Source organism: Flavisolibacter ginsengiterrae DSM 18136 (assembly GCF_059568575.1).
Map to the genome: position 1 here is coordinate 295,254 of NZ_JCANTR010000004.1, position 6,000 is coordinate 301,253.

General features: G+C 44.0%; 3 protein-coding genes. 2 read left to right on the forward strand and 1 reads right to left on the reverse strand.

Features of this window, described 5'->3' with window-relative positions; all coding sequences use genetic code 11:
* Window positions 1–114: 114 nt before the first annotated feature.
* On the reverse strand, window positions 115–624 hold the full coding sequence (locus tag BP74_RS06855) for a DUF2059 domain-containing protein (protein WP_496372400.1): 510 nt from the start codon (window positions 622–624) through the stop codon (window positions 115–117).
* A 208-nt stretch (window positions 625–832) separates the two neighbouring features.
* Between BP74_RS06855 and BP74_RS06860 the strand changes: the two genes are divergently transcribed.
* Window positions 833–3,283, forward strand: coding sequence for a DUF5916 domain-containing protein (locus BP74_RS06860; RefSeq protein WP_496372402.1), 2,451 nt, complete (start codon window positions 833–835; stop codon window positions 3,281–3,283).
* 249 nt (window positions 3,284–3,532) lie between these two features.
* The coding region (locus BP74_RS06865; RefSeq protein ID WP_496372404.1) for a PKD domain-containing protein at window positions 3,533–6,000 on the forward strand (2,468 nt) is incomplete at its 3' end.

Consider the following 6,000-nt stretch of genomic DNA (forward strand, 5'->3'; position numbering starts at 1 on the left):
TGCACATTAAATTATGCACAAAAATAAAAGATCAGTTCCCACTAAAACAGTTAAGACCTGCGTAAACATATGTGCATACAGGTATAAAGGATACATAATGAGCAAAACCTCATTTCATTTTCGGGGAAATCGTTTCTCCACATTTTTACCTGCAATTTTCATCAATTGTTCCCCGCCCTTAACAGATTGCACCATTAACAATATGAATTCATTATCCATCTTTTTCCCTGCAGATGATTTATAAAAGCTAATCAAATCATCCACCTCTTTTTCCGTAAAATGGTTCCTGTACAAATTAATAAAACTATTTTCCAGGAGTTGACCGGTTTTGCCTGTAGTGATCTCGCGTTGTAATTCTTTATAGAACTCTTTGGAATGAACTGTATCCTTTTGTTGTTCCTCCATGATCTTGATACGCAGGATATTTTCCGTTGTCAACCCCTTTCTCTCCTTTCTCAGGATCTTTATCTTTTGTGTAAAGACATCATTGGGCGGTGCCAGTGTATCAGATTTTAATATATCTGCTGTATCCAAAGCTTTTAAGGCCTTTATAAACCCGGAGTCAATTTGGGAAAAAGCCTGCAGTGATGAAAAACCAAGGATAATTAATAATACAACTCTCATAATAAATAATTATACAATAAATAATAACCGGTCTTATTAAAGTTACTACGCATCCCGGTCTTTTACAGGATTGTTAGGTAGTGGACATCTATATTCGGTTACTCTCTTTCGCAATTCATAAGGCCATATCTGCCTTTCATCTAATAAACTATAGTCCCTTCTTGAAAGATTACACATTTTGCATTCCATTAAGTAAAAACAAGTAGGTATGTTCTGGACGATAGGCCGTATAAGATCTCTTTCACTGGTTGGCATTTTTTTATTGCAATCCATGCTTCTTTTGGCTCAAACTTCTCCCTGCAGTTTACCGGCCATCAGAACTTCATTGGCTATAAAATTAGATGGAGATCTGAATGACCCTGCATGGTCAACAGCTGCTGTTGCCCGCAATTTTATTGAACAACGACCTGTGTATGGCAGAAAGGAACAGGAAAACTCACGAACCGAGGCCTTTATCCTTTATGATGACAACGCAGTTTACATTGCTATGTCCCTGCATGAACAAAGTAAGGATAGTATATCAACAGAGCTGGTTGGTCGTGACCACATAGGCATCAATGATTTTGCCGGGGTGATGTTTGATACCTATGAAGACAAGATCAATGGTGTTGGGTTTTACGTCACGCCACTTGGGGAACAAATGGACTGCAAATATTTTCTCAACGAAGAAGATGAGTGCTGGAGCACTGTATTCCAGACGGCAACAAAAATGACAGAAAACGGCTGGACTTTTGAAATGCGCATACCTTATTCAGCCTTACGCTTCAGCAAGGAAAAAGTACAAAGCTGGGGCATCAATTTTGTCCGACGTCGCACCCGCACCGGCCAACAATATTTATGGAGCCCTATCGATCCCAATAAATTTGGAACGATGAACCAGGCAGGTACCTGGAAAGATATCAGGGATATTCAATCACCCATCAGACTTTCCTTTTCACCCTACATGTCAGCCTACCTGGATAACAATGCTTCTAATAGTAAAGGCTGGGGCACCACCATCAATGGAGGCATGGATGTAAAATATGGCATCAGTAAAGCATTTACTTTGGACATGACCCTGATTCCTGACTTTGGCCAAGTGCAGAGCGATAACCAGGTTTTAAACCTTAGCCCTTTTGAGGTCCGTTACAATGAGAACCGCTCTTTTTTTACCGAGGGCACTGAGTTATTTAATAAAGGCAACCTTTTTTACAGCCGCAGAATTGGCGGTCAACCACTCAATTATTACCTGCCTTTAGATCATGTAAACGCGGGAGAAGCAGTTATTCAGAATCCATCGGAGACCAAATTGCTGAATGCCACCAAGATCAGTGGCCGTACAGCCGGGGGCCTGGGCGTAGGGTTTTTCAATGCAGTCACCAAGCCCCAATATGCCACGATGGAAAACAGTAATAAAGAGCAGTACAAGCTCGAAACAAACCCCTTGACCAACTATAATATCATTGTCCTGGACCAAACGCTCAAAAACAATTCAAGTGTCACACTGGTTAATACCAACGTCCTCAGGAACGGAAAGGATTATGATGCCAATGTAACTGCCGGACTATGGGACCTTTATGATAATAAGGTAGACTGGAACTTTTGGGGTAAGGTGGCCAACAGCCGTTTATTTGGCCAGCCGGCACCTGGCAAGACCCTGTCTGGATACAATTATGAGGTGAACCTTGGCAAATTCCGTGGACCTTTTACTTTCGAGGTGGATCACTTTATGGCCGATGATAAGTACCAGCAAAATGATATGGGTTACTTCACCAACAACAATTACTTTAATTACGGAACCGGCATATGGTACAAGATCATGAAGCCCAAAAGCTTCTATAACAATATCCGTTTCCAGTTAAGGTCTAATTATTCACAGCGCTTCAAACCGAGAAGCTTCCAGTACTTTAATGTCAATACCAACATTAATAGCCAGTTAAAAAATCTCTGGAATGTAGGATTGAATGCCAGGTTCTCACCCGGGCAAAATGATTTTTATGAACCAAGGGAGAATGGGAGGGTTTTTAAAAAGCCAGGGTTTTATACCGCAGGATTTTTTATCAATACCAATACAGCCAGGAAATACAGCCTGTCATTTCAGGGCCAACAATCCTACTCTAAGCAGTACAGATCCAATGAAAAACAAATTATCATTGGAAACCAATACCGGTTTTCTGATAAACTTTCTGTTGGCCTTACCAATAATGTGGATTGGGTAAGCCGGGATGCAGGTTTTGGCTTTATTAGCCCGGCAGGCGACAGTGTCATTTTTGGATTGCGCAACCGCAATACGGTAGAGAACATATTTAATGTAAAATATAATTTCAATACCAAAATGGGTCTCAGCTTCAGGGCCCGTCATTATTGGAGTAAAGTGCAGTACACCCGGTTCTTTAACCTGAAACAGGATGGTTACCTGGAAGATGTAAGCTCAGTGAACCAGGATCCCAATAAAAATCTAAACCTTTTCAATATTGACATGGTATATACCTGGCAGTTCGCCCCCGGTAGCTTTATCAATATCGCCTGGAAGGATGCTTCCCAATTGTTTGACCAGCAGATCCGGAACCAGTACCATTCTAATTTTTCCAATGTGTTGAATACACCCCAACAGAATAACTTTTCTGTCAAGATCATTTATTACCTGGATTATTTATCCCTTCGGCCTGCTGCACATTAGCACTCGTAGTGGATATAGGTAAGGAACCTGGAATTGTACCAGGTTTTACTCATTTCGTGAAACTAGGTCCTGGTTCGCATAGTTGGTTCTTTGAAGGTTTTCACCTGTTCCTGTTTAAGAAGTTTTTATTTACCGGGAACCCGGCAGTGGCTTGGTTTTGGTAGGATTAATGAAGTATTTATCTTATATTTATATTACTCCTACCCTATTCATTGTAATCTATTTTTCAAGCACGCATCCGCTTTTTTTATGAGAAGAATTTACACTGCCCTGCCATGTACGCTATTTCTATTATTTGCACTTGTTAGTTTCCAACAGGGGAATAGCCAGGTTCAAACCTTACGACCCAATGTATTCATCAATGCCGAATGCAATGGCTTTGCAGAATACCTGCCTGAAGGCTACAACACCGGCACACAAACCTACCCACTCCTTGTTTTTATTGAGGGAATTGGAGAAACAGGTAATGGTAGCCTCACAGACCTGCAGAAGCTGTATAATAACGGACCGCCCAAATATATCAATGAGGGAACATTTCCGACTTCCTTTACGGTCAATGGACAAACACAGCGTTTTATCATTTTTACGCCCCAGATAACCATACCTATCTGGCAACGCTACCCTACGGCAGCTGAGATCAATGAGATGATTGACTATGCTGTATCACATTACCGGGTAAACACGTCAAAGATCTACCTGGTAGGTATCAGCACCGGTGCGGGATCTGTATGGAATTATTGTAGTAGCAGTGCATTGTATAGCAACAGGCTCGCTGCCATCGCTCCGTTCACTGGGACTGATACGCCAACCCTTGCTAAGGCAAGGGTGATTGCGGGTACCAACCTGCCTATCTGGGCATTTCACAATCGTTTAGATGATGGCGTAGCACTTACCTATACCACTGGTTATACAGATACCATCACCATGTTGGGGTGCAATCCGCCTCCAAAAGTTACCATCTTTGAAGCAGGTGGTCATGATAGCTGGTTTGCCACGCTGGCCGGAGTAGTTCCTCCAAATAACACGCTAAACGTCTATCAATGGATGTTGCAATATTCCAGGGGAAGCGGGCCTCCGCCCAACCAGTCACCTACCGCGAATGCGGGAGCAGATAAGTCCATCACATTGCCCACCAATTCAGTGAGCCTGGCGGGTTCCGGCTCAGACCCTGATGGAACCATTGCGTCCTATAGTTGGTCAAAGGTATCAGGTGGGTCAGCCACAATAAACAGTCCCGGATCAGCCTCCACTACTATTAGTGGAATGACCCAGGGTAGCTATATCTTCCGCCTTACAGTAACAGATAATGCCGGTGCTACCGCTTTTGATGATGTAACAGTTATAGTGAATGCGGCACCCAACCAACCCCCCACTGCCAATGCAGGAACCGATCAAACGATCACCCTGCCAACCAATTCTGTCAGTTTAACGGGTAGCGGTTCTGATCCTGATGGAAGCATTACTGACTATTCATGGACTAAAATTTCAGGTGGAGCAGCCACCATCAATAGCCCGGGGGCAAATAATACAACCGTAAGCGGCCTTGCCCAGGGCAATTATATATTTCGTTTAACTGTCACCGATAATAGCGGGGCAACTGCCTTTGACGATGTGAATGTTACGGTTAATGCGGCTCCTAATCAGTCTCCTACCGCTAATGCCGGAACCGATAAGAATATTACACTTCCCACAAATAGTGTAACACTGGCCGGTAGTGGCACTGACCCTGATGGTTCTATTACAGCCTATAGCTGGTCAAAGATTTCCGGAGGAGCTGCCACCATCAATTCTCCGGGCACGGCTTCAACCACTGTTTCGGGCCTTGTACAAGGCAATTATATTTTCCGGTTGACAGTGACAGACAATAATGGCGCAACAGCCTTTGATGATGTCAATGTGGTCGTGAACGCCACACCTAACCAATCACCCACTGCCAATGCAGGTGCAGATCAAACCATCACACTACCAACGAATTCAGCTTCACTTTCTGGTAGCGGATCAGACCCTGATGGTACCATCGCAACTTACAGTTGGACAAAGATCTCTGGAGGTGCAGCTACCATCAACTCTCCAGGTGCAGCTTCCACAACGGTTTCTGGCCTGGTGCAGGGTAGTTATATTTTCCGCCTCACAGTAACTGATAATAATGGAGCTTCTGCTTTTGATGACGTGAATATAACCGTCAATGGTGCAGCCAACCAGTCACCATCGGCTAATGCCGGTGCTGACAAGATCATAACACTGCCCACAAACAGTGTAACACTCACTGGTTCTGGTTCTGATCCTGATGGAAGCATTGCTTCCTATGCATGGACCAAGGTATCCGGAGGAACGGCTACCATTAATAATCCTTCCTCTGCCACTACCACCATCTCAGCACTGGTACAGGGCTCTTACATCTTCCGCCTTACCGTGACCGACAACGGCGGAGCAACAGCTTCAGATGATGTAGTAGTAACCGTCAATGCATCCTCAGGTGGCACTTCAAGGATAGAGGCAGAGAACTGGAGCGCCATGAGTGGTGTGCTTACAGAGAACTGCTCCGAAGGCACCCTTGACGTAGGCTGGATAGACCAGAACGACTGGATGGATTATACCGTCTCTGTTCCTTCTGCAGGCAGCTATACCATTAACTTAAGAATCGCTACGCCTTATTCAGGTGCGCAGCTGCAAATAAAAAACAGTGGTGCTGCTGTCCTTGCCACGGTGAATGTGCC